Below are 24670 nucleotides of genomic sequence, written 5' to 3'. Positions count from 1 at the left end.
GGGTTTCCGCCCCCTCAGGACAAAAAAAAGCACCGCGGGGCGGTGCTTTTTACTCCCCTGCGCTTACTGCGCGGCGGGGGACGATGAAGTGGGCTGGGACTTATCCAGCTGCGCCAGATCGTTAGCGATTCTCACCGTCTCGTCGAGGTAAGGATCGGGCTCTTTGTAGTCCTTCGGCAGATCGTCCAGGCTCTTCAGCGGCTTTTTGCCTTCCGCCTGATAGCGCGCGTTAATCCGCTCCAGACGCAGCGCATCCTCTTCGTGGTTCTCTTTTTCGCGCTGGGCGAGATTGAGCGACACGATATTGCGCTTCTCCTTCATCGCATTAAAGCGGGCGATATCCTTCATGATGTACTGGAACTCACGATCCTCGGCGATACGCGCTTCGTGCTGCTTCGTCAGCTGCGCCACCAGCGGCTTCACGTCGCCGGTTTTGGTGTAGGTGGCAGCGTTGATGCTATCCCACGGCAGCGCGTTATCTTCGAACTTCTCGCCGGTTTCCGCCGCTTCCACGCCGGTCGGCATCAGCAGATCGGGCGTGACGCCTTTACGCTGGGTGCTGCCGCCGTTGATGCGGTAGAACTTCTGGATGGTGTACTGCACGGAGCCGAGCGCAGGCCACTCTGGACGCAACATCTGATCGTAGATGCGGTTCAGGGAGCGATACTGCTGCACGGTGCCTTTACCGAAAGTCGGTTCGCCGACAATCAGCGCGCGGCCGTAGTCCTGCATCGCCGCGGCGAAGATTTCCGACGCCGAGGCGCTGAAGCGGTCTACCAGCACTACCAGCGGGCCTTTGTAGTAGACCACGCCGTCGTTGTCGCTGTCTTCACGCACGCGGCCGTTGTTGTCGCGCACCTGCACCACCGGACCGCTGGGAATAAACAGGCCAGAGAGGGAAACCGCCTCGGTCAGCGCGCCGCCGCCGTTGGTGCGCAGGTCGATAACCACGCTGTCAACGTTCTGCTTTTGCAGTTTCTGCAGCTGCACTTTAACGTCATCGGTCAGACCAACGTAGAAGCCCGGAATATCCAGCACGCCGACTTTCTGCTTGCCGACGTTGTGCACGCTCATCTTCACCGCGCGGTCTTCAAGGCGGATCTTCTCGCGCGTCAGGGTCACAGTACGAGTTTTGGTGCCCTTGCCCGCAGGCAGCACTTCAAGACGCACTTTACTGCCTTTCGGCCCCTTGATTTTGGCCACGACATCGTCAAGACGCCAGCCGATAACATCTTCCATCGGCTTGCCCGGCTGTCCGACGCCGACAATGCGGTCGCCGACGCTGATCGCTTTGCTCTTCGCCGCAGGACCACCGGCAACCATGGAGTTGATCACCGTATAGTCGTCATCCATCTGCAGCACCGCGCCGATGCCTTCCAGCGACAGGCTCATTTCAGTGTTGAACTGTTCGGTGTTGCGCGGCGACAGGTAGTTGGTGTGCGGATCGATTTCGTGCGCGAAGGCGTTCATCGCCAGCTGGAATACATCTTCGCTGTTGCTCTGCGCCAGGCGGCGAATAGCGAAGTTGTAGCGCTTGGTCAGCACATCGCGAATTTCTTTTTCATCTTTGCCAGTCAGCTTCAGGCTGAGCTGGTCATACTTCACCTTGGCGTCCCATAACGCATTCAGCTCCGCCTGATCTTTCGGCCAGGGAGCTTTCGCGCGGTCGATATCGATGGTGTCGTTGCCGGTAAAGTTCATCGGGCGTTTCAGCACCTCAAGCGCATACTGATAGCGCTCGAAACGGCGTTTCTGCGCCAGATTGTAGAGATCGTAAAACACATCCAGCTTGCCGCTGCGCAGCTCGTCGCCGAGGGTGGTTTTTTTGTCGGCGAACTGCGCGACATCCGATGCCAGCAGCACATTATGGTTGTAGTCGAGCATGTTCAGGTATCGGTCGAAAATCTTCGCCGAAAAGGCCTGATCGAGGTCGAACTGGCGATAGTGAGAGCGGGTAAAGCGAGAGGTCACCCGTTCACTGACGGTCGGATCCTGCGGATCTTCATGAAGCTGGGGGATCTGATCGGCGCGGGTGATGTTCTCTGCGCCAAATGAAGGGCCTGCCAGTAGCAGGCCCGCAATCATACCGATTTTTAACAGGGTGTTCATGCCGGGGTCAGCCTCCGTTTCAGAACTGCAAGTGTTCTGCGCGCACAATCATTGCCATGCCGGAAGCGAGCTGTACCCGAACGCCGTCTTTTGAGACTTCAAGAACGGTAGCGTCCATCGCACTTTTGCCTGCTTTGACTTTGATATTCTGGCCAGGTTGCAAAGTTGAGGTATCGGTGATGGGTTTCGCCTGCGCTGCAGGACGCGGGGCCGGTTTACGATCCTGAGTGGCCGGACGCGGCGACTGAGGACGCGCTTTACGCGGCGCATCGCCTTCGGCTGGCTTACGGGCGGCCGGACGACGCGGACGACGGGGTTCTGCGCCCTCTTCGCCTGCTTCGCGCTTCGCGGCTTTCTGCTGCTCGCGCTGCGCCTGAACGCGCGCTTTCGCCTCTTCCAGCTGCTGACGCGCATGCTGCACGTGCTGCTCGTCAAGCACGCCGCAGGCATTGCCGTCGAGATCGACGCGCGTTGCGCCCGCTTTGATGCCGTAGAGATAACGCCAGCTGGAGGTATAGAGACGCAGCGCTGAACGCAGCTGGGTCTTGCTAAGACTCATTTCGCCCTGAACGCGCTCTACCAGATCCTGAAAGATGCCGATTTTGAGCGGACGCGCCTCACCTTCGGCGCTAAAGCAGTTTGGAAAACGTTCCGCCAGAAAGGCGATCACTTCTTTACTGCTATTCAACTTAGGTTGATTTTCCATGAAATTTCCTGATTACAACGGATTTGCCGACCAGAGCAGGCATGAACAGGCGACATTATAATGACAACATCGCCAAATACCATTCGATCCAGTCGATTAGCTGCGCGTCAGCTGCAAAAATTTTTCGAGATCGCTGTCCGCCAGCACGTCGCAAAGCCCATCAGTCAGAGCAACCAGCCCTGTCTCATCCTCGCTGTCGAAGCGATTGAACACCGTGCTGTCGATATCCAGAACGCCGACCAGCGCGCCGTTTACTTTCAGAGGAATCACGATCTCGGCGTTGCTGGCGGCGTCGCAGGCGATATGGCCGGGAAAGGCGTGCACGTCATCGACGCGCTGCACTTTATCCTGCGCCATCGCCGTGCCGCATACGCCTTTACCTACCGGGATGCGCACGCAGGCGATTTTGCCCTGAAAAGGCCCCAGCACCAGGGTGTCGGCTTCCGTCAGCAGGTAAAAGCCCGCCCAGTTGACGCCCTCAAGGCGTTCATACAGCAGCGCGCTGAAATTGCCCAGCGCGGCGAGGAAGGATCTCTCGCCCGCGAGCAGCGCGCGCATATCGCGATTCAGATCATCGTAAAAGGCAGTTTTGTTCATTGTTTAACCATTAACATTAACAACAGAGCGGCTTTAATTAGCCGCCCGTTAAAATAAGCACTAAATATCCACCGCCACAAGGTGAATCATAGCGTTAGTTGCTATAACCTTAGATTTTTGTGGATCGAAACGTGGGCCCCGTGCGGGTATGCCGGAAACGTGAAAACGTTCTTTTGCCCCACAACCGCATCCGGTCACAGCGACAAATATCTGGGCGAAACCTGCATCACCCTATGAAAATTCACGCTATCAGCCAGCCATTGCCCCACGCACGTTATCAGCGTTGTCCGCAATGCGATACCCTTTTTTCCTTACCGGATGTGAAATCGCATCAGTCTGCCTATTGTCCACGCTGCCATGCGCAAATAATCAGCGGGCGCGACTGGTCGATGACCCGGCTGACGGTGATGGCGGCGATGATTATGGTGCTGATGCCCTTCGCCTTTACCCTGCCGCTGGTGGATATTCGCCTGCTCGGTATGCGCATAAACGCCAGCCTGCTGGGCGGCGTTATCCAGATGGCAGAACAGGGCAATGTGCTGACCGCCTCGATGGTAGCGTTCTGCACCATCGGCGCGCCCGTGGCGCTGGTGGCCGGCATCGGCTATCTGACTATCGGACACCGGCTGGGGATGAATCTGCGCCCGGTGCTGCTGATGCTGGAGAAGGTCAAAGAGTGGGTGATGCTCGATATCTACCTGGTGGGCATCGCGGTGGCGTCGATTAAAGTGCAGGATTACGCCTCGCTGGAGGTCGGCTACGGGCTGGCCGCCTACCTGACGCTAACGCTGCTGAGCCTGCTGACGCTGATCCACCTTAACGTCGAGCAGCTATGGGAGCATTTCTATCCGCAGAAGCAGTATGCGACCGCGCGCGCCGAACTCCAGGTGTGCCTTAACTGCCACAATACCGGCGTGCCGGACGCGCGCGGTCGCTGTCCGCGCTGCCATACGCCGCTCGACTTCCGTCGCCGCCACAGCCTGCAAAAATCCTGGGCGGCGCTGATCGCCTCGATCGTGCTGCTGATCCCCGCCAATCTGTTGCCTATTTCCGTGGTCTACCTGAACGGCTCGCGACGCGAGGACACCATCTTCTCCGGTATCCTCGGTCTGGCCTCCGGCAATGTGCCGGTGGCGGCGGTGGTGTTTATCGCCAGTATTCTGGTGCCGTTCACCAAGGTGCTGGTGATGCTGACGCTGTTGCTCAGCATTCACTTCCGCTGCGAGCAAGGGCTGAAAACCCGCATTCGCCTGCTGCGGGTGGTCACCTGGGTGGGCCGCTGGTCTATGCTCGACCTCTTTGTGATTTCTTTAACCATGTCGCTGGTCAATCGCGATCAGCTGCTGGCTTTTACCATGGGACCCGCCGCGTTTTACTTCGGCGCGGCGGTGATCCTGACGATTATGGCCGTTGAGTGGCTAGACAGCCGCCTGCTTTGGGATGCACATGCAACAGGAAACGCCGACTACATCGACTAACGCGACGCTGCGCAGCAAACGTAAGGTTTCTCCATTCTGGCTTCTGCCGATTATCGCGATGCTGATCGCCGGCTGGCTGCTCTGGACCAACTACGAAGAGCGCGGCACGGTGATCACCATTAACTTCCAGTCGGCGGACGGCATCGTGCCGGGCCGCACGCCGATCCGCTATCAGGGCGTGGAGGTTGGCACCGTGCAGGGCATCAACCTGAGTGACGACTATCGCACCATTCAGATCAAGGCGAGCATCAAGAGCGACATGAAAGATGCGCTGCGCGAGAACACCCAGTTCTGGCTGGTGACGCCAAAAGCGTCGCTGGCGGGCGTCTCGGGCCTCGATGCGCTGGTGGGCGGCAACTATATCGGCATGATGCCGGGCAGCGGCAAGCCGCGCGAAAACTTCGTCGCGCAGGATACCCAGCCGAAGTATCGCGTTAACACCGGCGAGCTGCTGATCCATCTGCACGCCCCCGACCTCGGCGCGCTTAACTCCGGCTCGCTGGTCTACTACCGCAAGATCCCGGTGGGCCGCGTCTATGACTACAGCATCAACAGCAAGACGGACGGCGTGACTATCGATGTGCTGATCGAGCGCCGCTTCAATAACCTGGTCAAGACCAACAGCCGCTTCTGGAACGTCTCCGGGCTGAGCGCCGACGTCAGCCTGAGCGGCGCGAAGGTCGAGCTGGAGAGCCTGGCGGCGCTGGTGAACGGCGCTATCGCCTTCGACTCGCCGGACGATTCGCCGGCGGCGAAAACGGACCAGAACTACAGGCTCTATCCCGATCTGGCGCGCAGCCAGCGCGGCGTGGTGGTCACGCTCGATCTGCCCGACGGCAATAACCTGAAGGCGGGCCGCACGCCGCTGATCTATCAGGGGCTGGAGGTCGGCAGCCTGACCAAACTCAACCTGCTGAGCGGCGGGAAAGTGACCGGCGAGCTGACCCTCGACCCTTCCGTGGTCAGCCTGATGCGCAGCGGCACGCGCATTGAGATGCGCAGCCCGAAAGTGAGCCTGACCGATACCAACCTCAGCAGCCTGCTGACCGGCAATACGCTGGAGCTGGTACCGGGCGACGGCGAGCCGCAAAGCCACTTTACCGTGCTGCCCGCCAACGAGTCGCTGCTGCAGAAGCCCGACGTGCTGACGGTGAAGCTCAGCGCGCCGGAGAGCTACGGCATCGACGCTGGTCAGCCGGTAATGCTGCACGGTATGAAGATCGGCCAGGTGATTTCGCGCGAGCTGAATGAGAAAGGCATTCAGTTTGTGGTGGCGATTGAGCCGGCCTATCGCAACCTGGTGCACGGCGACAGCAAGTTTATCGTCAACAGCCGACTCGACGTGAAGTTCGGACTCGACGGCATGAAAGTGCTCGGCGCCAGCGCCCGTGAATGGGTCGATGGCGGCATCCGCCTGGAGCCGGGCAATCAGGGGGCGGTTAAATCCGCTTATCCGCTGTTTGCTGACGCTGAAAAGGCGGAGGAAGGCATTACTGGCGATCGCCCTTCTACTACGCTGACCCTGACCGCCAACAGCCTGCCGGACGTACAGGCGGGTTCGGTGGTGCTTTACCGCAAATATGAAGTCGGTGAAATCGTCGACGTCACGCCGCGCGCCAGCGCCTTCGATATCGCCGTCCATATCAAGCCGGAGTATCGCAAGCTGCTGACCAGCGAGAGCGTGTTCTGGGCGGAAGGCGGCGCGCGCGTACAGCTTAACGGCAGCGGCCTGACCGTCCAGGCGTCGCCGCTGAACCGCGCGCTGCGCGGCGCCATCAGCTTTGACAATATGAGCGGCGCGGCGAACGCCAAAGGCAGCAAGCGCACGCTCTACCCTTCAGAGACGGCGGCGCGCGCGGTCGGCAGCCAGATAACGCTGCATACCTATGACGCCAGCAAGCTGTCGGAAGGGATGCCGATTCGCTATCTGGGTATCAATATCGGTCAGGTCGAGTCGCTGTCGCTCAGCCAGGATAACAATCAGGTGGTGGCGAAGGCGGTGCTCTATCCCGAGTATGTGCAGGACTTCGCGCGCAGCGGCAGCCACTTCTCGGTGGTGTCGCCGGAGATCTCCCCGGCTGGGGTCAACCATCTGGAGACGCTGCTGCAGCCTTACGTTAACGTCGATCCCGGCAAGGGGCGTCCGGCGCGTATTTTTGAGCTGCAGGAGAGCACCATTACCGATTCACGCTACCTGAACGGGCTGACGATCTATGTCGATGCCGCTGAGGCGGGATCGCTTTCAATCGGCACGCCAGTGCTGTTCCGCGGCATCGAGGTAGGCACCGTAACCGGCACGACGCTGGGCAATATGGCGGATCGCGTGCAGATTGCGCTGCGCATCAGCAAGAAGTATCAGCATCTGGTGCGCAACAACTCGGTGTTCTGGCTGGCGTCCGGCTATAACCTCGACTTCGGCCTGATCGGCGGCGTGGTGAAAACCGGCACCTTCCAGCAGTTTATTCGCGGCGGTATTCAGTTCGCCACCCCGCCAACGGTGCCGCTGGCGCCGCAGGCGGGCGCGGACAAGCACTTCCTGCTGCAGGATGAAGCGCCGAAAAACTGGCGCAGCTGGGGGACAGCGATCCCCGAGCCGCAGCAGTAGCGCGGCCGAGCCGTCTGAAATCTTTTTCAGACGGCTGAAAAGCGCAGGGACACGCCGCCAGCGTTTGCAGATAACGCTTCGTTTGCGGGCGCACCTCAGGGATGAGGTGCCTGTTTGCGCAGGCCGGGCCGGCAACGGTGCCGGCTTTTGCGTCTTTGCGACTGGTCGGTAACACCGGCGCCAGCCCCTTATCTGCCCGCCTCTTTTTCTATGCTACACTGCCGCCCTGTTTTTTGATCTCAACGCCTTAACTGGAACCTGCCGTGGCTGACCTTTTCCCTTCTGACTTCCTTGATCTGATGCGCGCCGCGCTGCCCGATGACGCCGAACTGCAGCGCTTTATCGCCATTAGCCAGCAGCTGCTGCGCCGCACCCTTCGTGTCAATACGCTCAAAATCAGCGTGGCGGATTTTCTTGCCCAGACGGCTCACTACGGCTGGCGACTGACGCCGGTGCCCTGGTGTGCAGAAGGCTTCTGGATTGAGCGAGACGACGAAAGTCTGCCGCTCGGCAGCGTGGCGGAGCATCTCAGCGGCCTGTTTTACATCCAGGAGGCGAGCTCCATGCTGCCGGTCAGCGCGCTGTTCGACGCCGCGCCCGAGGCGCAGACGGTAATGGATATGGCGGCGGCGCCTGGCTCGAAAACCACGCAGATAGCGGCGCGCATGCACAACCGCGGCGCGATCCTCGCTAACGAATTCTCCTCCAGCCGCATCAAGGTTCTGCACGCCAACATTAGCCGCTGCGGCGTCAGCAACGTTGCGCTGACCCACTTTGACGCGCGCGTCTTTGGTCCTGCCCTGCCGGAGCGCTTCGACGCCGTGCTGCTGGACGCCCCCTGCTCGGGCGAAGGTGTCATCCGCAAAGATGCCGACGCGCTGAAGAACTGGTCGCTGAGCAGCACCGAGGCTATCGCCGCCACCCAGCGCGATCTGCTGGAGAGCGCGTTTCATGCGCTGAAGCCCGGCGGCATACTGGTCTATTCCACCTGCACCCTTAACCAGATAGAGAATCAGCAGGTGATCGCCTGGCTGCTGGCGCGCTATCCGCAGGCGGTGGAGATCGTTCCGCTCGATACGCTTTTCGCGGGCGCCGCCCAGGCGTTGACGCCGGAAGGGTTTCTGCATGTGTTTCCGCAGCTGTTCGACAGCGAAGGCTTTTTCGTGGCGCGTCTGCGTAAAACCGACTCGGTACCGCCGCTGCCGCAGCCCGGCTACAAGCCAGGCAAACTGCCCTTTGCCCCACTGAATAAAAAGGCGGCGGCGGAGGTGGCTCACGCCGCGGCGTCGGTTTGCCTGCAGTGGGGTGAGGATCTGACGCTGTGGCAGCGCGACAAAGAGATTTGGCTGTTTCCCGAGGCGATTACGCCGCTGCTGGGCAGCGTTCGCTTCTCCCGCATCGGCATCAAGCTGGCCGAAACCTTTGCTAAAGGCTATCGCTGGCAGCATGAAGCGGTAATAGCGCTGGCGCAGCCAGACGCAGAGCACGCGTTTGAGCTGAGCGCCGACGAGGCGCTGGAGTGGTATCGCGGCCGGGATATCTACCCCGATACGCCGCCGCAGCGTGATGAGGTGATTGTCACCTACCAGCAGCAGCCGATCGGGCTGGCGAAACGCGTCGGCAGCCGCATCAAAAACAGCTACCCGCGCGAGCTGGTGCGCGACGGCCGCCTGTTCCGCTAAGCCTTACTGCAGCTGCACCAGCGTCAGCCGGTTGCCGAACACCGCGCCGGTGTCGATATAGTGCAGATTGCCTGACGCCAGCGGATGCTGCAGCGGCGTATGGCCGAAGTAAAAGGCGTCGGCACCCTCGATTTTTCCCGCATCACCTGTTTGCAGCCGGGTGATGCGCTCCCGATTCCAGACTACTTTATGCCAGTCCAGCGGCTGCTCCCACGCGTAGCGCTCTGCGGGATAGTCGGCGTGTGCCACCACCACAGTGCGATCCGCCAGCTGCAGGTGTAATACCAGCGGCAGATCTTCCAGACGCCTTAGCGCATGACGCGCCGCAATCAGCCTCTCGCCGGTCAGCTTGTAAAACCAGTCGCCGCCGTTCATTATCCAGTTCTGCGAATCGTGACACTGTAACGCACGCAGCGCCATCTCTTCATGATTTCCCCGCACGCAGCGGAACCAGGGGGCGTCCAGCAGCGCTAAGCAGCCGGGACTGTCGGGCCCGCGATCGATCAAATCGCCAACGGAAATCAGCAAATCGGCTTGCTTGTCAAAGCCGTTTTCCAGCAGCAGCGCGTCCAGCTGTCGCCGACAGCCGTGCAGATCGCCGACGATCCAGATGTTTTGCCAGTTTTCACCGTTGAGATACTGGTAGTGCATTTTGATTCCGCTTGTTAACAACAGGTTTACTCAGGGCGGGTTAAAGTATAGCCGGTCACATCTTCAGGGAGGCGTGATGAATAGTCGGAAACAATTTATCAGCGTGTTAGTGCTTATTTTTATCGGCAGCCTGCTGCTGCTGGAATCGCTGGCGCGCCTCGTGCATCTGCTGTTTGTCGGCTGACCGCCCAGACGCGATGCTTTCTGCCATCTACTCAGATTTTCCGTACATTTTGTCGCTAAAAGCGCCAGCGAATGGCGATTACTGTTCAGATATCAGGATGTTTCCGACAGACGAAACTGCGCTAGTGTGGGATCTCAGCCCGTCCACGATGTGGAGCAGATACACACAGCAAAGGAGGGATGGCTGATTACCTCCGGTCAGGAGAATAAGAATGGTCGCTGAAACGCTTGATAACGTAAGTTTTAACCTTGATTCTCTCGAAAACGCAGCACTAGAAATCTGTAAAACCAAAGGAATGCTGGGCATGCTGTTGGCGTCAGTTTCAACAGAGATTCAGCAATCCTATTTCCAGCTGTTACGCGAGTCTGGTTTCGATGACGAACTGGTCTGGCTGCAGCAGGTTCTGGATACTGAATAAGTGATTCAGTTGACCCCGGCCCAGGCCGGGGTTTTTCATTTTTAGGCCGCCGACGCCGCCCGATTTTGCTGGTTTGCCTCACGCCGAAAAAAAATATTTCTGGCGCCCTGATTTAGACTGGTACCAGAGCGGTTGCTGCCGCTGATGCGATAGTTCATTTTCTGACAAGCATCAGAGGATACGTGAAACGCGTCGGATGCTATGTAGGGTACACGTCCCTCCCTGGACAGGTTGCAATCAGGGTTTTAGCGCTGGCGGTACGGTGCCAGATAGCTCCTGCTCGCTTTGCGCGCCCGAGCCGGGACGGGCATAACCCAGCTGCGGCTCATCACCCAGCAGCTCAGGTTCCTCTTTCGCCGTAAACTGCCCTTTGCCGTCAAAGGAGGGGCCTTCACACCAGCGTCCTTTCGGTAGCGGCTTATCCAGCGAGGTGTTAAGCACGTAGTAAGAGTGCTCGCTGGCCTCTTCGCTTTGCGGGAAGCTGTTCGGGATTGGCAGCGACGCGCTCAGGCCGCCCATCTCCTCAATAACCGCCAGCCACTGCTGCTGATGCATGGTGTCGCGGGCGATCAGGAATGAGAGGAAATCCTTCATGCCGGTATCTTCGGTGAGATTATAGAGACGGGTCGCCAGTACGCGCCCGGTGGCCTCTGCGGCGACGTTGGAGATCATATCGGCCGCCACGTTGCCTGAGGCGTAGATATGGCTCATATCGAAAGGCACGCCGTTGGCGTTGACCGGCAGCGCCGCCAGGCCTGATGAAAGAATGTGGCGCGGGTTCATGCCGCCCAGTACCGCATTGACCACCGGATCTTTCGCCGAGGCTTCCTGATAGGAGAGCGGCGCGCCTTCCAGATTGAGCGCAACGGCATGCGCCAGCATTTCGATATGCGCCAGCTCTTCGGTTGCCGTAGAGATCAGCAAATCACGGATACGCGCATCGCCGCGCGCGCCCATCGCCTGGAAGAAGTACTGCATCGCCACACGGATCTCCCCTTCTACGCCGCCAATCGCCTGCTGCAGCAGCATGGCAAATTCCGGATCTGGCTTGTCGACGCGAACAGGGTATTGAAGCTTTGAAGAATGGTGAAACATAGTTATCTCCTGGCTTGTTGAAAAGAATAAGCCAGACAAGCCTGGAAGAGGTTAACGAAAAATGAAAGCGCGCCCGTAAATTTCGGCGGCAAATATAAGCGGCAGAAAAGCGGCACCTGTAGAGATATTAGTCAGTTATAAAACCAAAATATTATTGCCGCTTCGCCCGGCGATATTTAACGCCGGGGCAGTAGCATTAATAACAATAAGGTTAAAAGAGAGGGATTCTATTACCCTACACCTGACAGCAAGCGAAGCGCCGGCGTTCTCTTTTAGCGCCTTCGCTTGTCAGGCCGCGGGCCTGAGACTGGCGCAGAGCAAATCGAGCCGCCAGAGCAGCGCGCGATTAAACGGATTTAATGTAGTCGGCAAAACGATGTTGATTCCTGACCAGCCATTCAGGCATATATTCGTCGGTCATCGGGCGGATCACCATCTTACGAGGTCGATTCCAGATGTCGACATTCTGCTCAACGCAGCGCCGGATATGATCGGGATTATTAAACTCCGGCAAATTATGTTCGGTATGCGAAATAGTCGCCATCTTTTCGCTAATACGCGCATCGTCCATGACCCATGAAAAGTGCCAGCCCGCATCCTTAACGGTTCGCGTACGCAGTTTTAGCCATTTCCAGCGCCACCAGCAATCCCGAATGGGCGTGCCTTTACGCTTCACGTTGCGTAGCAGTTCAGGCTGGCCTCGAAAGAAGCCTTTCAGATGCTTATAGGTGGTCATTTTAGGCAGCCTGCACAGCCGCGGTGATCCATCCTCGTTCAATACCTGAAGGTTGAACTTGAAATTATAGAAATTCTGGTAAAGCGTGGGGCATAAACAGGCGGAGCTAAACTTCCGCAGCGCTTCAGGGCGCGGAATTTCGTCAACATCCGACACGATAATAATATCGCTGTCGCGCGCGCCGGTTAATCCCCGCATAATGGCATTGCGCGCAATAGTTTCATTTTCCCAGGGATCGGACTCGCCAGCCTTCACCAGCGAACTGTTGGAATAAAAGCTATGCGCATAGATTTTTGGAACGGCGTCGTTAACCACATAAATGATTTTATCGCGAAAAGGGGCGAACTTTTCGATATCAAACTTTAGTTTTTCCCGGCGCTTGCCGGTAAAGGTATAGAGCGATTCGACAATGACGAATTTATCAACGTGCTGGTAAAGGGTGTTGAGGCGTAGCTCCAGAAGCATATCTTCGTCATAGTATAAAAAGCAGTCATATATCATTGCACTAGCGACCTGAAGGCGTTTTTTTAACCTCGTCAGATTAACAGATTCAGGCGAGCACAAAAAGTTAAAATGTTACTTACGTTTACTTTTTTTAACGGATCGAAGACTATTCTCATACTGGATTTTTAACGGTTTAGTGCCAGACGCAGCCTGCTACTGCCGCCTTATCGCCGTGAGTCAGTGCGGATAGCGCGTTCGGTTGAGCGAGGCTGCGTTTCACAAAAAGCGGCAGCATAATGTTGACGCAGGTGAAATAAATTTTGCTTCTTAAAATAACGCAGCGAGCGTCATCAGGGAGTTTAAAGAAGCATAACCTCGAGCGTGCAGAAAGATAACCAAAAAGGCACGAGTGAAATTCACAGCATACGGTAGCGTCTGTTATTTCAGTCAACGTTAAAAATTAATAAATAAAAAAATATCAATTATTAACATTTACATCAGTGATTTAAAAGAGTACGTGGCGATGTAATGGCGTTAGCGGACACTACTTGGTTACCCGGTTTTGACCACATCACTATAAGACTATTCGACTTGATGACGTTTGATGAGCCTATATGAGTCTATCAATCTTACAGCCGCAGAAAGATTAACATATGCCAAAAAAGCCCCTGCAAACAATGCGTATAAAGTTATACCTATTTTAGCCAAGGGTGCTAAATGGCTCATTTTTTCTACAAAATAATCAGGCAGGAATACACTGTAGAATAAAGGCATCAAAAAAATAATTGCACCAAATACATATAAAAACATTTTTAAAGAAATGATAAATGCTAAAGAAATAATATTGCTATGCCTTTTTTTCTTCCAAAAAAATGAAAGTGGTTCAGTTTTAATATCCAGTAAACCGCGGCATTTCACAAAAAGATCAATATCTCTGGTTGGATTCTCGCTCCTAACTAAAGCTTTTCGTTGTGCTAAATTTAAAAAATTCTCTTTCGTAATTGCAGCATAGCCATACTCTACAGCCAGGCGCTTCAGGTCTTCATCCTCAGTTATTTTATAAAGATCATAGCTCAGCTTACTCAACTTTTCTCTTTCTTCGAAAATCCTTTTCTTTGTAAGGAATAAATCTTTACATGCAGAAAAAATCGCAACCAATGCTAAAATTATTGGCAAAGCAACCTTAACGAATATCTCAAGTATTTCTGACACAATACATCTCCTTATGTTGTAGATTATCTTTCTACCATCATTCCAGCCCACTCGCAAGGGCCTATAGCCCCCCCGATTTTACGAAATATAATATCGTCATCAATATGTTCAAGTCCAAAAGACTTGAATTTTCTGGATATATGGCAATAACTCTCTAGATAATGACTATCAAGATTTTTAACATCGAGTCTCTAAAAACACTTTAATCTTTGCTATTAACATATGAAAACGCGACGTTTTTAATTTCTTCAGTTTTAACCTTAGCATGATTAACATAGCAATCCTTACTGGAGGTTTTTCTTATTGTTGGGCAAATGAAGTTATTTAATCGATTCAGTGTAATCACACAGTATATTGCTATTATTGGCTATAGATAGAAAGGGACGACCTTGCAAATTCAATATTATTTCTGATGGTACGTGAAATGCCGTTATTGTTTCTATCACTTCAAAGGATTAGGCACATTATCGGGATCGGCATTTACAGCGCCTCATATAGAAAGATACAAAGCTAGTGATAAATCGTTAAAGGTCTCACCGGGCACCATTAACTGTGAACATGCATTCCTTCGCGCTCTTTTTAATGAACTGGAACAGCTTGGCGAAATCAGCTACCCCAACCGACTTAAAAATACACGCTAGTTAGGTTAGACAGAGAAAGAAATGGCATGGTTGACTGAAGCCCAGATACAAAAGTTTTTTTCCGCCTGCAAAGTTCACGATAACTCTGATCTGACGCTGATTATCAAAATCTGCCTTTCAACCGGTTGCAGGTCGGGTAACGCCGCGAATCTTAAAGCCTCACAATGGTCTCCAGACCCAGACAAAATCACCTTCATCAATACCAAAGGTAAAAAGAATCGTTCGGTACGCATCGACAACGCCCTGTATAAAGAATTAAAAAAAAGAAAGCCGTTTTTATGCAGATTGCTATCGCCAGTTTCATCTGATTATTCGCCTGGCCGGCCTTGAATTACCAGAAGGCCAGATGAGCCATGTACTGCGGCATAGCTTTGCCAGTCATTTTATGATGGCCGGAGGAAATATCATCGTGCTACAACGCATTCTCGGGCATTCCGACATCAGGGTGACTATGCGTTATGTGCATTTCGCGCCCGACCATCTTGAAGATGCAATTCGCTGGCATTGATGGTGAAGAAAAATGGCGACAAAGTGGCGGCACAGGGTCCAGCAGAGTAGAACAGAAGACAACAGGGCGCCGTTTAAATTATTGATTTTATTCTAATATATCTTTTTAAATGGCAATGAAAAAAAGACCGAACACGATTCCTGTATTCGGTCCAGGGAAATGGCTCTTTGAGAGCCGTGCGCTAAAAGTTGGCATTAATGCAGGCGATGACGCCTTGCAACTTAAGGTTAGTCCACGTCTGGGGAAATGCCAGCGAACGGCCGGGCAGAGGAGATCCGCAGGATCAGATTGTGATCCTGACGGCAGAATCAGCAAAATAAGGCGCGGAAACGGCTCGCGCCTGGACAGGATTATTTATCGCACAGCGCCTGGGTACGCTCGATAATCGGCTGCAGGCTCATCATCTGGCCCGGGTGCGCTTTATCTTCCGCCTGAATCACAGAGATCGGCTGCGCCTTCACCTGCCCCGCTTTTACGCGCGCTTCCGCTTTATCGTTAAGCGGATACTGCATCAGCGTGCTGGGGTTAATAGCGAACAGCGAACCATCTTTCTCACAGCTCAGCATCACCTCTTCACGGCTAAAGGGCCATGCCGCCTTACCGATTTCGAAACGGCTGACGGTAATAATTTCTGACGCCAGCGCCTGGCCACAGAGGGATAACAACAGCATTGCGGGGATCACTTTCTTCAGCAAAATAGCCTACCTTTTTACTCATTCCAGACGGGTCATACTCAGGCTGGCGACAGCGTGGCGAAGACGCTGACCAGACCAACCACTGCGCATGCCAGCAGCAGTTCAAGCTGCGTCATACGGATAAAATTTTGTTGCGCGCCCTTGCCCGCCAGGCGAAAGCGCGGCACCAGCACGTAACGATTGAACAGCGCGATAGCGACCATAAGCGCCACCAGCACCGCCTTGACCACTAACAGCTCACTGTAGAGGCTGCCGTTCCACTCGCCTGGCCAGCCCGCGATCAGCAGCCCATTCGCCACGCCGGTGCATAACGTTACCGCCACGGCCAGGTGTCCATAGCGCGAAAAGCGCATCATGGCGCGAACAGCGTCGCTGCGGCGGTCGATCTGCCGCGCCTCACGCATCAGGATCAGCAGCGGTAACAAACCGCCCGCCCAGAAGGCCGCGCCGATAAGATGCAGCGCATGATTAGCCTGCTGCAGCGCGCCCGCAAGTCCTTCGCGCATCGCCGCATGGCCGGTCAGTGCCATACAGGCCAGCTGCAGCAAGGCGCCGATCAGCCACGCCTGCTGCTGTCGTTCATCTCTCAGCAGGCTCGCCAGCAGCGTAAAGCCGGCCAGACCGATCTCCCACTGCCACACCGCACCGAAACGGGTGCTCAGCACGGCGCGCCAGATCTCAGCGTCGGCAAGGTTGCGCCAGTCGCCGCTCATCAGCGTCAGCTGGATCGCCAGCATCAGCAATGCGCTGACCAGCGCCAGCCAGACGCAACCGTGCATCATCGCACCAAGACGTCGTCCTAGCGCGCGGCGGTAGCGTCCTGGGGCCAACAGCGCCGTATAAAAGGCGCTGCCCGCCAGCAGCATAACGGCGGCGAAATGGAGCGCGCGCAGCAGGATCCACAGCGAGGACACGCGTTACTTCACGCTAAAGCGGTAGCTGCCCTGAGTTTTATGGCCGTCAACCGACAGCACATGCCAGTTAACCTGATAGTCGCCCGCCGCCAGCGGTGTCTTCAGCGGCACAATCAGGCGGCTGTGCTGCTGCGCATCCTGCTGCGCCTTCTCGCTGGCAACAGGTTTTTGACTGGCGTCAAGCAGCGTCACGCCGCTGAAAGCGGGCTCCACATCTTCGCTAAAACTCAGCGTCAGCGCCTGCGGCGAGGCGGTAAGCGCGGCATCGGCGGCCGGCTGGGATGATTTAAGGTGAGCATGCGCCAGCACCCCCTGGCTCACTAACAACAGCGAGAGGGCAACGCCTGACAAGATCGTTCTTTTGTACATAGGATCATCCTTTTAGCCATCGCATTAGCGTCAAACCCGGGCAAGGATACGCGCTGGCTTTTCAGGTGTCGAGGGCCAGCAATGCTATCCTTTGCCCTTGATTCAGGCCGGGATAAGCATTATTTTTGCCCCCTGTCTTCAGGAGATACCCATGAGTCAAAACCTCGCCCTGCTTTCTCAGGAAGAGAAAGATAAAATCAACGTTGAACTGGCCGCAGCGGGCGTGGCGTTCAAAGAGCGCTACAATATGCCGGTGGTGGCTGACATGGTTGAATCTGAGCAGCCAGCGGCGCTGCGCGACTGGTTTCGCCAGCGCCTGATGCACTATCGCCAGGCGTCGCTGAACTTCTCGCGCCTGCCCTACGAACCCAAGCTGAAGTAAATCATGTTACGCGTAATTGATACCGAAACCTGCGGGCTTCAGGGCGGCGTAGTGGAAGTGGCGTCGGTCGACGTTATCGACGGACAAATCGTCAATCCAATGAGCGATCTGATCCTGCCGGACCGCCCCATCAGCCGCCAGGCGATGGCGGTACACCGCATCACCGAAGCGATGGTGGTAGGCAAACCCACGATTGAAGAGGCGATTGGCCGCTATCACGGCAGCCCTTTCTATGTCGCCCATAACGCCAGCTTCGATCGCCGTATGCTGCCGGAGATGCACGGCGACTGGATCTGCACCATGACGCTGGCGCGCAAGCTGTGGCCAGGCATAAAGTACGGCAACCAGGCGCTGCGCCACAGCCTTAAGCTGGAGGTCACGCCGCCCGCCGATCTGCACGCTCACCGCGCGCTGTACGACTGCTACGTCACCGCCGCCCTGCTGATCCGCATTATGGAGATTTCCGGCTGGGATGCGGGCCAGATGGCGCAGCACTGCCAGCCCGCCAGCGTGGCAGGCGACGTGCTGCCCTTTGGTAAATACCGCGGCCAGAGCGTTGCCGCTATCGCGCGCAAAGATCCGCGCTATCTGCGCTGGGTGCTGGAAAACGTGCGCGATCTGCGCCCGCCGCTGCGGCAGGCGCTGCGCAAATACGTGAGCGACGATCAGTAATCGCGCTGCGGCGGCAGGCTGCCCTGCGCCAGCGCGATCAGAAACGTCAGCTCCAGCGCGATGCCCTCATAGGATTTATAGCGCCCCGATTTGCCGCCGTGACCGGCATCCATATCCGTGCAGAGCATCAGCAGATGGTTGTCGGTCTTTAGCGCGCGCAGTTTCGCCACCCACTTCGCCGGCTCCCAGTACTGCACCTGAGAGTCATGCAGTCCGGTTGTCACCAGCATATGCGGATAGACCTTCGCCTCGACGTTATCGTAGGGGCTGTACTGACGCATATAGCCGTAATAGTCGGCGTCGTTGGGGTTGCCCCATTCGTCATACTCGCCGGTGGTAAGCGGGATCGACTCATCCAGCATGGTGGTGACCACGTCAACAAAAGGCACCTGCGCCACCACGCCGTGGAACAGCGACGGCGCCATATTAATCACCCCGCCCATCAGCAGGCCGCCTGCGCTGCCGCCCATGGCGTAGAGCTGCCCAGGCTGGCCGAATCCTTTTTTCACCAGCCCCTGGGTCACGTCGATAAAGTCGGTAAAGCTGTTCATTTTGTTGAACAGGCGGCCGCCGTCATACCAGCTCTGCCCCAGTTCGCCGCCGCCGCGCACGTTGATCAGCGCGTAGACAAAACCGCGATCGAGCAGGCTGAGCCGGCTAACGCTGAAATCCGCCTCCATATTGCTGCCGTAGGCACCGTAGCCATAGACCAGCAGCGGGTTTTTACCCGGCTGATAATATTTGCGGTGATAGACCAGCGACACCGGTACTTCCGTGCCGTCGCGCGCGGTGATCCAGTGGTGTTCGCTTTTGTAGTTGTCGGGGTCGAAATTGCCCACCGCGCTCTGCTTGAGGATTCGCCGCTCGCCGGTGTCCATATCAAGCTCGAACAGCGTGGTCGGCGTGGTCATTGAGCCATAGCCGTAGCGCAGCTTGCTGGTTTCCGGCGACGGATTGAACGCCAGCCAGGTAACATAGGTGGGGTCGTCAAAGGCGATGCCGGTCACCTCCCCGGTTTCCCAGTGGATCTGGCGCAGGCTGGTGAGACCGCGCTGACGTTCCTCCACCACCAGCCAGTCGCGAAACAGCTGGAAGTCCTCCATCACCACATGGTCGCGCGGCTTGATCAGGGTCTCCCAGCGCGACTCCTCCAGCCAGCGCGTGCGGTACAGGCCGAAGTTTTTCCCTTCCCGGTTAGAGCGGACATAGAACTGATGCTGGTAGTGATCCAGGCTGTATTCATGATCTTTGCGCCGCGGCAGGAAGACCTGCGGCACCGCGTCGGGGAAACCCGCGTCGATCAGCTGGATCTCGCTGCTGTTGGTGCTGAACAGCGCAATCAGAATAAAGTGCTCGGAGGTGGTTTTATGCACGCTAAGGTGGTAGGTATCATCCTGCTCTTCATACACCAGCTGGTCGGCGCTCTGCGGCGTGCCGAGCTCATGGCGCCACACCTGATAAGGCAGTAGCGTTTGCTCATGCTTGCGCACGTAGTAGAGCGTGCGTGAATCGTTCGCCCAGGCGAAGCTGGAGGAGGTGTTATTCAGCACTTCTGGATACCAGCTCCCCTTCTCCAGGCAGCGAAAGCGGATGCCGTACTGACGCCGGGAGAGAAAGTCTTCCGCCAGCGCCATAACCCTGTTGTCAGGGCTGATATTAAGCGAGCCCATAGTGTAGAACTCGCTGTGCGAGGCGCGCTGGTTAGCATCCAGCAACAGCGTCCACTCATCGGTCACGGCATGCCCGGCGGGCTGGCGATAGTAGGCGGCATACTCGTTGCCGCTCTCATAGCGGCTCTGATAGCGATAGCCGTTATGCACGTAGGGAACGGAATGATCCTGCGGCGGCAGACGATCGACAATCTCTTTTAAAATCCGGTTCTGCAGCGGCTGCTGAGTCGCCATGATCTGCTTGCCGTAGTTATTTTCGGCGCGCAGATAGTCCAGCACCTCTTCATTTTCGCGCTTGTCGTCGCGCAGCCAGTAGTAATCATCCACGCGCGTTTCGCCGTGGAGGCGCATTTCATAAGGAATTTTTTTCGCAATGGGGGCCTGCATGCTCCGTCTCCCTGTTATTAATATCCTTTAAGGGTGGCATCAGGTGGCGGGGAAGCCAAATTTTTGTCGGTAACGCCTTGTTATTGCGGCCGCGCGGCGCGGCCGCGGTGGGCTTAATCGGCTGGGATGCGCGCTTTTTGCTCGCGCAGGTCGTTTTCAATGCCGTCACGCACGTCCTGGGGGATCTTGAGCGCGTCGCCGAGGGCGGTAAGGTAGCTGCGCTCCATAAAGTGATCGACGTCGATTGCCGCGCAGCTCAGGAAGTAGAGCTCCAGCGCTTCATCCTCGTTTTTCACATCGGCAGCCAGCCAGGCGGGATCGAGCGGTCGATTGATCGCCTTCTGGATCAGCGCTTCCGCCTCCTCTCCGTAGCCCGACTCATGGATGCTGCGCTCGATGGCGGCGCGCTCGCGATCGTCGATATGGCCATCGCTTTTTGCGGCGAAAACCAGCGCCGTCACCAGCCGCTCGGCACGCTGATCCGCAGGGGTTTGCAGCTCACCGAAGCCAGCATCGGCCTGATGCGTGTCGCGCACGCGCTGTTTATATTTGTTCCACAGCACCGCACCGGCCGCCGCACTGCCGCCGATAATCAGCGCCTTGCCACCATACTCGGTTAGCAGTTTGCGCGACTTTTTACTGGCGATAAGCAAACCTGCCAGGCCACCCAGCGCGCCGGGTGCCAGCATATCCTGTAAACCTCCGTTGCCGCCGCTGTGACCTTTTTTTGTCAAAAGCGACTGAAGCTGCTGCAACAGGTTGTTCATGGCTTACTCCTTTTTTTGCGATAAGGCCTCTACTCTGCCTTACCGGGCGTCAGTTAACGTCAAGGTGAGAAAAGAGAGGCAAAGCAGCGAGGGATGAGAACGCAAACGTTTTCGTTTATACTGCGCGCGCGTTTTGACTCACAGGTGAAATTATGACGACTCTTGGAACTGCGCTGCGTCCGGCTGCGACGCGTGTCATGCTGTTAGGCTCGGGTGAGCTGGGTAAAGAAGTGGCGCTGGAGTGCCAGCGACTGGGTGTGGAAGTGATTGCGGTAGACCGCTACGCCGACGCGCCCGCGATGCATGTGGCGCACCGCAGCCACGTAATTAACATGCTTGACGGCGAGGCGCTGGCCGCGCTGATTGCGCAGGAAAAGCCCGATTATGTGGTGCCGGAAATCGAAGCGATCGCCACGGATAAGCTGATTGAGCTTGAGCAGCAGGGCCAGCGCGTAGTGCCGACCGCGCGTGCCGCGCGCCTGACCATGAACCGCGAAGGCATTCGCCGTCTGGCGGCGGAAGAGCTGTCGTTACCGACCTCCAGCTACCGTTTCGCCGACAGCAAGGCGAGCTTCGAGGCGGCCGCGGCGGAGATCGGCTTCCCCTGCATCGTTAAGCCGGTGATGAGTTCATCAGGCAAAGGCCAGAGCTTTATCCGTGAAGCGAGCCAGCTCGACAGCGCCTGGGAATATGCCCAGCAGGGCGGACGCGCCGGTGCCGGCCGCGTGATTGTCGAAGGCGTGGTTAAATTTGATTTTGAAATTACGCTGCTCACCGTGAGCGCGGTCGACGGCCTTCACTTCTGCGCGCCGATTGGCCATCGCCAGGAAGATGGCGACTACCGCGAGTCCTGGCAGCCGCAGCAGATGAGCGACGTCGCGCTGCAGCGCGCGCAGGCGATTGCCGGCGAGGTGGTGAAAGCGCTGGGCGGCTACGGCCTGTTTGGCGTCGAGCTGTTTGTCTGCGGCGATGAGGTGATCTTTAGCGAAGTGTCGCCGCGTCCGCACGACACCGGCATGGTGACACTGATTTCGCAGGATCTCTCTGAGTTCGCCCTGCACGTACGCGCTTTTCTCGGCCTGCCGATCGGCGGCGTGCGCCAGTATGGCCCGTCAGCGTCGGCCGTTATTCTGCCGCAGCTGCAAAGCCAGAATGTACGGTTCGTCAACGTTGAGGCGGCGCTGGGCGCGGGCCTGCAGCTGCGCCTGTTTGGCAAGCCGGAAATCGCCGGTTCGCGCCGCCTTGGCGTCGCGCTGGCCAGCGGCGAAAACGTCGATGACGCCGTTGCGCGGGCTATCGCCAGCGCGGCGGCGGTAACGGTCGAAGGGTAATAAAGCCGCGGGAAATCATAATGCGGTGAGCGCCCTGCTCACCGCTGAGGCTTATTTCGCGCCTTCAACCGCTTCACGCGCCAGACGCGTAATGCGATCCCAGTCGCCCGACTCCAGCGCGTCGTTCGGCACCAGCCAGGAGCCGCCAATACAGAGCACGCTTTTCAGCGCCAGATAGTCGCGATAGTTGGCGGGCGAAATGCCGCCGGTCGGGCAGAAGCGCACCTGCGGGAAGGGGCCGCCGATCGCCTGCAGCGCCTTGACGCCGCCGTTCGCTTCCGCCGGAAAGAACTTAAACTCGCGCAGGCCGTAATCCATGCCGGTCATCAGCTCGGAAACGGTGCTGATACCGGGAATAAGCGGCACCGGTCCGTCCACTGCCGCCTTCAGCAGCGGCTCGGTAATGCCCGGGCTGATAACGAACTGCGCGCCCGCTTCGGTGACTTCCTGCAGCTGCTGGGTGTTGATCACCGTGCCTGCGCCGACAATGGCGTCCGGCACCTCTTTAATCATCAGGCGCAGCGCTTCCATCGCCACCGGCGTACGCAGCGTGACTTCCAGCACGCGAACGCCGCCAGCCACCAGCGCTTTCGCCATCGGCACCGCATGTTCCAGCTTGTTCACCACGATTACCGGCACCACAGGGCCAGTGGTCAGAATCTTTTCCGCACTTGTCTTCCAGTTCTTCATCAGTTCCCCTTGCTTATCCATACCGGCGTCAGCCGCGCGGCGCGCCATCAATGCGCCACTACCATACAGGATCGCCTTCCGCATCGTCTATCCGCCCGGCGCTATTTTTGAAACTGCGGTTCAGTTTCCTGCGGCAAGGCACAAAAAAGCCCGCACAGGGCGGGCTATTTTCAGGATTATTCGAACTCGTTCCAGGAACGGCCATCTCGCGTAATCATCGCGACGGAGGCCACCGGCCCCCAGGTCCCCGCCTGATAAGGCTTGGAGGAGTCGCCGTCGGCAGCCCAGGCGTCGATAATAGAGTCGACGTAGGTCCAGGCCGCTTCCACTTCATCGCGGCGCACGAACAGCGCCTGAATGCCGCGCATGCTCTCCAGCAGCAGACGCTCATAGGCGTCGGCCAGGTGCGACTGGTTGAAGGTTTCGGAGTAGCTCAGATCGAGCTTGGTGGTCTGCAGCTTATGCTTGTGATCCAGCCCCGGCACTTTGTTCAGGATCTCAATATCCACGCCCTCGTCCGGCTGCAGACGAATGGTGAGCTTGTTCTGCGGCAGTTCAGAGTAGGAGTCTTTGAACAGGTTCATCTCCGGGTTCTTGAAGTAAACCACCACTTCAGAGCATTTGGTCGGCAGACGCTTGCCGGTACGCAGGTAGAACGGCACGCCCGCCCAGCGCCAGTTGTCGATATCGACGCGAATGGCGACGAAGGTTTCCGTCGAGCTGGATTTATTGGCGCCCTCTTCTTCCAGATAGCCCGGCACTTTTTTACCCTGCACGAAGCCTGCGGTGTACTGGCCGCGCACCGTTTTTTCGCGCACGTTGGTCTGATCGATACGGCGCAGCGAGCGCAGCACTTTGACCTTCTCGTCGCGAATGGCGTCGGCGCTGAGGTCAGACGGCGGCGCCATGGCGATCATGGTCAGCACCTGCAGCAGGTGGTTCTGGATCATATCGCGCATCTGGCCCGCCTGGTCGAAATAGCCCCAGCGGCCTTCGATACCAACCTCTTCGGCCACGGTGATCTGCACGTGATCGATGGTGCGGTTGTCCCAGTTATTAACGAAAATAGAGTTAGCGAAGCGCAGCGCCAGCAGGTTGAGCACCGTCTCTTTGCCGAGGTAGTGGTCGATACGGAACACCTGGCTTTCGTCGAAGAACTCGCCGACCGCGTCGTTGATCTCTTTGGAGGTCTCCAGCGAGGTGCCGAGCGGCTTCTCCATTACCACACGCGCCGGTTTAGCGTTCAGCTTCGCCGCGCCCAGGCCTTTACAGATGGCACCGAAGGTGCTTGGCGGCATGGCGAAATAGTTGATGGTGGTGCGCTTTGCCTGATCGAGCATCTTGCCCAGTTTAGGGAAATGGGTGGTGTCGTTGACGTCGAGGTTGCAGAAGTCGAGGCGGCTGCTGAGTTTGTCCCACAGCGCTTCGTCGATCTTCTCCTTCATAAAGGTTTCCAGCGCTTCACGCACCACTTTGGTATAAGCTGCTTTGTCCCAGTCGGCGCGTCCCACGCCGATGATGCGGGTTTCCTCGTGGATCTGTCCCGCTTTTTCCAGCTGATACAGTGAAGGCAACAGTTTCCGGCGTGCAAGATCGCCTTTGGCACCGAAAATCACCAGATCGCATGCCTGGGCTGTTTGTGTTACCGCCATTTTCCTCTCCTCGTTGCAGGATGATCCCGTTGGCGTTTGCATCCTCATCCACCGGGTCCATGTTGTAATTTTCTT

The 24670-nt window shown here is 57.1% G+C and carries 23 protein-coding genes; 9 read left to right on the top strand and 14 right to left on the bottom strand.

Annotated features, from left to right (window positions below; all coding sequences use genetic code 11):
* Positions 1 to 63: 63 nt before the first annotated feature.
* The 3 genes from prc to LB453_RS10725 form a co-directional block, all read right to left on the bottom strand.
* A complete protein-coding gene (gene prc, locus LB453_RS10735; protein ID WP_103796048.1) occupies positions 64 to 2109 on the bottom strand; it encodes a carboxy terminal-processing peptidase in 2046 nt (681 codons plus the stop codon).
* Positions 2110 to 2128: 19 nt separating this feature from the next.
* Positions 2129 to 2815, bottom strand: coding sequence for an RNA chaperone ProQ (gene proQ, locus LB453_RS10730; protein ID WP_103796049.1), 687 nt, complete (start codon positions 2813 to 2815; stop codon positions 2129 to 2131).
* 96 nt (positions 2816 to 2911) lie between these two features.
* The gene (locus tag LB453_RS10725; protein WP_103796050.1) at positions 2912 to 3412 is read right to left on the bottom strand and encodes a GAF domain-containing protein; all 501 of its coding nucleotides are present in this window, start codon (positions 3410 to 3412) and stop codon (positions 2912 to 2914) included.
* Between the two features lie 233 nt (positions 3413 to 3645).
* Here LB453_RS10725 and yebS point away from each other — a divergent pair, with 233 nt between their 5' ends.
* The 3 genes from yebS (at position 3646) to rsmF (ending at position 9177) form a co-directional block, all read left to right on the top strand.
* The gene (gene yebS, locus LB453_RS10720; protein ID WP_103796051.1) at positions 3646 to 4890 is read left to right on the top strand and encodes a membrane integrity lipid transport subunit YebS; all 1245 of its coding nucleotides are present in this window, start codon (positions 3646 to 3648) and stop codon (positions 4888 to 4890) included.
* Positions 4859 to 7495, top strand: coding sequence for a PqiB family protein (locus LB453_RS10715; protein ID WP_103796052.1), 2637 nt, complete (start codon positions 4859 to 4861; stop codon positions 7493 to 7495). The genes yebS and LB453_RS10715 overlap by 32 nt, the downstream gene beginning before the upstream one ends.
* Positions 7496 to 7794: 299 nt before the next feature.
* Positions 7795 to 9177, top strand: coding sequence for a 16S rRNA (cytosine(1407)-C(5))-methyltransferase RsmF (gene rsmF, locus LB453_RS10710; RefSeq protein ID WP_233215855.1), 1383 nt, complete (start codon positions 7795 to 7797; stop codon positions 9175 to 9177).
* Positions 9178 to 9180: 3 nt separating this feature from the next.
* On the opposite strand, the gene LB453_RS10705 is transcribed toward rsmF, so the two are convergent.
* On the bottom strand, positions 9181 to 9828 hold the full coding sequence (locus tag LB453_RS10705; RefSeq protein ID WP_103796054.1) for a metallophosphoesterase: 648 nt from the start codon (positions 9826 to 9828) through the stop codon (positions 9181 to 9183).
* A gap of 395 nt (positions 9829 to 10223) precedes the next feature.
* Between LB453_RS10705 and LB453_RS10700 the strand changes: the two genes are divergently transcribed.
* Complete coding sequence (locus LB453_RS10700) at positions 10224 to 10430, top strand: hypothetical protein (protein ID WP_103796055.1); 207 nt, start codon at positions 10224 to 10226, stop codon at positions 10428 to 10430.
* 237 nt (positions 10431 to 10667) lie between these two features.
* Here the strand turns inward: LB453_RS10700 and LB453_RS10695 are convergent, their stop codons facing one another.
* The 3 genes from LB453_RS10695 to LB453_RS10685 form a co-directional block, all read right to left on the bottom strand.
* Positions 10668 to 11525: a manganese catalase family protein gene (locus LB453_RS10695; RefSeq protein WP_103796056.1), complete on the bottom strand. Its 858-nt coding sequence runs from the start codon at positions 11523 to 11525 to the stop codon at positions 10668 to 10670.
* Between the two features lie 346 nt (positions 11526 to 11871).
* Complete coding sequence (locus tag LB453_RS10690) at positions 11872 to 12762, bottom strand: benzoate transporter (RefSeq protein ID WP_103796057.1); 891 nt, start codon at positions 12760 to 12762, stop codon at positions 11872 to 11874.
* A 525-nt stretch (positions 12763 to 13287) separates the two neighbouring features.
* The gene (locus tag LB453_RS10685; protein ID WP_103796058.1) at positions 13288 to 13917 is read right to left on the bottom strand and encodes a hypothetical protein; all 630 of its coding nucleotides are present in this window, start codon (positions 13915 to 13917) and stop codon (positions 13288 to 13290) included.
* 662 nt (positions 13918 to 14579) lie between these two features.
* Here LB453_RS10685 and LB453_RS10680 point away from each other — a divergent pair.
* Both LB453_RS10680 and LB453_RS10675 read left to right on the top strand, forming a co-directional pair.
* Positions 14580 to 14888 carry a tyrosine-type recombinase/integrase gene (locus LB453_RS10680; RefSeq protein ID WP_224481727.1) on the top strand — a complete coding sequence of 103 codons (309 nt, stop codon included), beginning with the start codon at positions 14580 to 14582 and terminating at the stop codon, positions 14886 to 14888.
* Between the two features lie 16 nt (positions 14889 to 14904).
* The gene (locus LB453_RS10675) at positions 14905 to 15066 is read left to right on the top strand and encodes a tyrosine-type recombinase/integrase (RefSeq protein ID WP_224481726.1); all 162 of its coding nucleotides are present in this window, start codon (positions 14905 to 14907) and stop codon (positions 15064 to 15066) included.
* A 350-nt stretch (positions 15067 to 15416) separates the two neighbouring features.
* On the opposite strand, the gene LB453_RS10670 is transcribed toward LB453_RS10675, so the two are convergent.
* Genes LB453_RS10670 through copC form a run of 3 tightly spaced genes read right to left on the bottom strand, consistent with a single transcriptional unit; the run spans position 15417 to position 17044 of the window.
* Positions 15417 to 15764 carry a YebY family protein gene (locus LB453_RS10670; protein WP_103796060.1) on the bottom strand — a complete coding sequence of 116 codons (348 nt, stop codon included), beginning with the start codon at positions 15762 to 15764 and terminating at the stop codon, positions 15417 to 15419.
* A 35-nt stretch (positions 15765 to 15799) separates the two neighbouring features.
* Positions 15800 to 16675, bottom strand: a complete 876-nt coding sequence (gene copD, locus LB453_RS10665) for a copper homeostasis membrane protein CopD (RefSeq protein WP_146053831.1) — start codon at positions 16673 to 16675, stop codon at positions 15800 to 15802.
* Positions 16676 to 16678: 3 nt separating this feature from the next.
* On the bottom strand, positions 16679 to 17044 hold the full coding sequence (gene copC / locus LB453_RS10660) for a copper homeostasis periplasmic binding protein CopC (protein WP_103796061.1): 366 nt from the start codon (positions 17042 to 17044) through the stop codon (positions 16679 to 16681).
* 151 nt (positions 17045 to 17195) lie between these two features.
* Between copC and LB453_RS10655 the strand changes: the two genes are divergently transcribed.
* Both LB453_RS10655 and exoX read left to right on the top strand, forming a co-directional pair.
* A complete protein-coding gene (locus LB453_RS10655) occupies positions 17196 to 17426 on the top strand; it encodes a DNA polymerase III subunit theta (RefSeq protein WP_103796062.1) in 231 nt (76 codons plus the stop codon).
* Positions 17427 to 17429: 3 nt separating this feature from the next.
* Entirely contained in the window at positions 17430 to 18098 is a 669-nt protein-coding gene (gene exoX, locus LB453_RS10650) for an exodeoxyribonuclease X (protein WP_103796063.1), read from the top strand.
* Here the strand turns inward: exoX and LB453_RS10645 are convergent.
* Positions 18092 to 20155, bottom strand: a complete 2064-nt coding sequence (locus LB453_RS10645; RefSeq protein WP_103796064.1) for a prolyl oligopeptidase family serine peptidase — start codon at positions 20153 to 20155, stop codon at positions 18092 to 18094. The genes exoX and LB453_RS10645 overlap by 7 nt on opposite strands.
* Before the next feature lie 113 nt (positions 20156 to 20268).
* Positions 20269 to 20922: a tellurite resistance TerB family protein gene (locus tag LB453_RS10640; protein WP_103796065.1), complete on the bottom strand. Its 654-nt coding sequence runs from the start codon at positions 20920 to 20922 to the stop codon at positions 20269 to 20271.
* A gap of 152 nt (positions 20923 to 21074) precedes the next feature.
* On the opposite strand from LB453_RS10640, the gene purT reads away from it, so the two are divergent.
* A complete protein-coding gene (gene purT / locus LB453_RS10635; RefSeq protein WP_103796066.1) occupies positions 21075 to 22253 on the top strand; it encodes a formate-dependent phosphoribosylglycinamide formyltransferase in 1179 nt (392 codons plus the stop codon).
* 51 nt (positions 22254 to 22304) lie between these two features.
* Here purT and LB453_RS10630 read toward each other — a convergent pair whose 3' ends face one another.
* The gene (locus LB453_RS10630; RefSeq protein WP_103796192.1) at positions 22305 to 22943 is read right to left on the bottom strand and encodes a bifunctional 4-hydroxy-2-oxoglutarate aldolase/2-dehydro-3-deoxy-phosphogluconate aldolase; all 639 of its coding nucleotides are present in this window, start codon (positions 22941 to 22943) and stop codon (positions 22305 to 22307) included.
* Between the two features lie 176 nt (positions 22944 to 23119).
* Positions 23120 to 24595, bottom strand: a complete 1476-nt coding sequence (gene zwf, locus LB453_RS10625) for a glucose-6-phosphate dehydrogenase (RefSeq protein ID WP_033746536.1) — start codon at positions 24593 to 24595, stop codon at positions 23120 to 23122.
* Positions 24596 to 24670 lie beyond the last annotated feature (75 nt).

The organism is Pantoea agglomerans, assembly GCF_020149765.1.
Classification (GTDB): Bacteria; Pseudomonadota; Gammaproteobacteria; order Enterobacterales; family Enterobacteriaceae; genus Pantoea; species Pantoea alvi.
This window is presented reverse-complemented; position numbering and strand designations above follow the sequence as displayed.

Bases quoted from the DNA above. Each gene is read 5' to 3' on its own strand.
- prc (WP_103796048.1), bottom strand. From the start codon at position 2,109: ATGAACACCCTGTTAAAAATCGGTATGATTGCGGGCCTGCTACTGGCA.
- proQ (WP_103796049.1), bottom strand. From the start codon at position 2,815: ATGGAAAATCAACCTAAGTTGAATAGCAGTAAAGAAGTGATCGCCTTT.
- LB453_RS10725 (WP_103796050.1), bottom strand. From the start codon at position 3,412: ATGAACAAAACTGCCTTTTACGATGATCTGAATCGCGATATGCGCGCG.
- yebS (WP_103796051.1), top strand. From the start codon at position 3,646: ATGAAAATTCACGCTATCAGCCAGCCATTGCCCCACGCACGTTATCAG.
- LB453_RS10715 (WP_103796052.1), top strand. From the start codon at position 4,859: ATGCAACAGGAAACGCCGACTACATCGACTAACGCGACGCTGCGCAGC.
- rsmF (WP_233215855.1), top strand. From the start codon at position 7,795: ATGCGCGCCGCGCTGCCCGATGACGCCGAACTGCAGCGCTTTATCGCC.
- LB453_RS10705 (WP_103796054.1), bottom strand. From the start codon at position 9,828: ATGCACTACCAGTATCTCAACGGTGAAAACTGGCAAAACATCTGGATC.
- LB453_RS10700 (WP_103796055.1), top strand. From the start codon at position 10,224: ATGGTCGCTGAAACGCTTGATAACGTAAGTTTTAACCTTGATTCTCTC.
- LB453_RS10695 (WP_103796056.1), bottom strand. From the start codon at position 11,525: ATGTTTCACCATTCTTCAAAGCTTCAATACCCTGTTCGCGTCGACAAG.
- LB453_RS10690 (WP_103796057.1), bottom strand. From the start codon at position 12,762: ATGATATATGACTGCTTTTTATACTATGACGAAGATATGCTTCTGGAG.
- LB453_RS10680 (WP_224481727.1), top strand. From the start codon at position 14,580: ATGGCATGGTTGACTGAAGCCCAGATACAAAAGTTTTTTTCCGCCTGC.
- LB453_RS10675 (WP_224481726.1), top strand. From the start codon at position 14,905: ATGAGCCATGTACTGCGGCATAGCTTTGCCAGTCATTTTATGATGGCC.
- copC (WP_103796061.1), bottom strand. From the start codon at position 17,044: ATGTACAAAAGAACGATCTTGTCAGGCGTTGCCCTCTCGCTGTTGTTA.
- LB453_RS10655 (WP_103796062.1), top strand. From the start codon at position 17,196: ATGAGTCAAAACCTCGCCCTGCTTTCTCAGGAAGAGAAAGATAAAATC.
- exoX (WP_103796063.1), top strand. From the start codon at position 17,430: ATGTTACGCGTAATTGATACCGAAACCTGCGGGCTTCAGGGCGGCGTA.
- LB453_RS10645 (WP_103796064.1), bottom strand. From the start codon at position 20,155: ATGCAGGCCCCCATTGCGAAAAAAATTCCTTATGAAATGCGCCTCCAC.
- LB453_RS10640 (WP_103796065.1), bottom strand. From the start codon at position 20,922: ATGAACAACCTGTTGCAGCAGCTTCAGTCGCTTTTGACAAAAAAAGGT.
- purT (WP_103796066.1), top strand. From the start codon at position 21,075: ATGACGACTCTTGGAACTGCGCTGCGTCCGGCTGCGACGCGTGTCATG.
- LB453_RS10630 (WP_103796192.1), bottom strand. From the start codon at position 22,943: ATGAAGAACTGGAAGACAAGTGCGGAAAAGATTCTGACCACTGGCCCT.
- zwf (WP_033746536.1), bottom strand. From the start codon at position 24,595: ATGGCGGTAACACAAACAGCCCAGGCATGCGATCTGGTGATTTTCGGT.